This is a genomic window from Cellulomonas sp. P4_B5_2, assembly GCF_056402235.1.
Map to the genome: position 1 here is coordinate 1 of NZ_JBFUHU010000480.1, position 1,842 is coordinate 1,842.

Annotated in this window: 3 protein-coding genes; 2 read left to right on the plus strand and 1 reads right to left on the minus strand. The window is 72.5% G+C overall.

From position 1 onward, the window contains the following. Together AC1DUQ_RS21360 and AC1DUQ_RS21365 are read left to right on the plus strand one after the other, a co-directional pair. The coding region (locus AC1DUQ_RS21360) for a nuclear transport factor 2 family protein (RefSeq protein WP_477074590.1) at positions 1 to 321 on the plus strand (321 nt) is incomplete at its 5' end. A 76-nt stretch (positions 322 to 397) separates the two neighbouring features. Next, positions 398 to 796 (plus strand): hypothetical protein, encoded by a 399-nt coding sequence (locus AC1DUQ_RS21365; RefSeq protein WP_477059470.1) that lies wholly within the window; start codon positions 398 to 400, stop codon positions 794 to 796. Here AC1DUQ_RS21365 and AC1DUQ_RS21370 read toward each other — a convergent pair. After that, on the minus strand, positions 789 to 1,842 hold a 1,054-nt coding region (locus AC1DUQ_RS21370; protein WP_477074591.1), incomplete at its 5' end, for a low temperature requirement protein A. The genes AC1DUQ_RS21365 and AC1DUQ_RS21370 overlap by 8 nt on opposite strands.

Here is a 1,842-nt window from a genome sequence, read left to right on the forward strand (position 1 = left end):
GACGTGGACCTCCTGCTCTCCCTGGTGACCGACGACGCCACCTGGTCCATGCCGCCGCTGCCGCACTGGTACCGGGGGCGTTCCACCGTCGGCGACTTCGCGACCACCGTCGCGTTCGTGTGCGGCTCGTGGCGGCACGTGCCGACGAGCGCGAACGGCCAGCCGGCGGTCGCGTCCTACCTGCGAGGGCCGGGCGAGCACGTGCATCGGGCGTGGTCGATCGACGTGCTCACGTTCCGCGGGGACCAGGTGGCTGAGCTGACCGCGTTCATCGGCCCGGAGCACTTCGAGGCGTGGGGGTTGCCTGTCACCCTGCCGTGAGCCGTCCGGGTGACGGCCACGTCGTTCGGGCGCCGCCCGGTCCGCGTCGCTCTACCGTCGACGCGGAGGTGGGGCGGTGCTGTTCGTGATCACCTGCTGGGTGCTGCTTCCCGTGGGGGTCGTGCTGGGCGCTCGAGCTCTGCGGCGGCGTGCCCGGGCCGAGCGTCGGCTGTGGGGTCGGCGGCCGATGTCTCTCGGCGAGGAGCTGCGCTGGCTGCTCGTCCTCCTGGTCCCGTGGGGTCTGTTCCTGGCGATCGGCGCCTACGCGATCGACCGGAACTGCGCCGAGGACAGCTACTCGATCGAGCTCGCCCCCGGCACGACCGTCGCCGAGCACTGCGGCGGGGTGCTCCGGGAGCGGTTCCCGGGAACCCTGATCGCCGTGACCGCGTTCTTCGCGTCGGTCGCGCTGCTCTGGGCCGCGATCGTGCTGGTGGTCCGGACGCGCGAGCGTCGGCATTCGTCGATCAGCTGACGCCGGGCCGCCGGCGCTCCCGCCGCGGTCGTCCGTCCGCCGGCTTCTCCAGGATGAGCCACACCACGACCGCGACGAGGATCCACACCAGCAGCCCGACCGACAGGTCCGGCCACAGGAAGATCAGCGCGACCGGCACCGCCACGCTCGGCAGGCCGCGCGCCAGGATCCACCGCCGGTCCTTGCCCACCAGCAGGGCGGTCACCACGCCGATCGCGCAGTAGGCGGCCACCGCTCCGCACAGCAGGGCCCGATACTGGTCGGGCAGAGGCTCGTGGGCGTGCTCGACGGCGACCCCGAGGGCGGCGGCCAGTGCCGCGAGCGCCCCGGTGAGCAGGGCGTGCAGGAGCATGACGATCCGGGGTGCGACCGTGTGCGGCGTGAGCTGGGGGATGCCGGCCGTCCCGTGCAGCAGGCCCGCGGTCCACACCGCCGCGAGCAGGGCGAACGCACCGAGAGCGACGACTGCGGGGTCCTGGTTCCAGGTCGCGGAGTCGGCGGCGGCGTCGATGATCTGGATGAGGCCCTCGCCCAGCACGATGATGACGAACAGGCCGAGCCGCTCCGCGAGGTGCTCCTCGTCGGCGTGGGTGCCCTGGAGCACGAAGGGCCGGCCGCCGCCGGGACCTCCCCGGCGTCCACCCTGCGCACGCTCCAGACGTTCCTCCGCGTTCTGCATCGTGCGTGACGCAGACGCGAGGAGCAGCACGACGAGGTCGATGGCGATCCCGACGACCCAGAGCCAGTACTTCAGCGGCGCGTCCACCCACAGGGAGACCAGCCACGGCACCGCTCCGAGCCCGTACTGCGCCAGCGGCCAGTCGAGCAGGACCTTCCCCCGCGCGATGACCGCACCGGAGAACCAGCGCAGCGCGACGTACGCGATGACGAACGCATTGGACCGGGACTCGTGGATGCCCGGCACCGACGCCGCCATGACGGCGAGCCCGAGCATCGCGGTGATCAGGACGCCGGTGCGCGCGTCGTCGCCCGCGATGTTCCCGTACACCGCGAAGCCGGCCCACGAGATCCAGAACGCCAGGTAG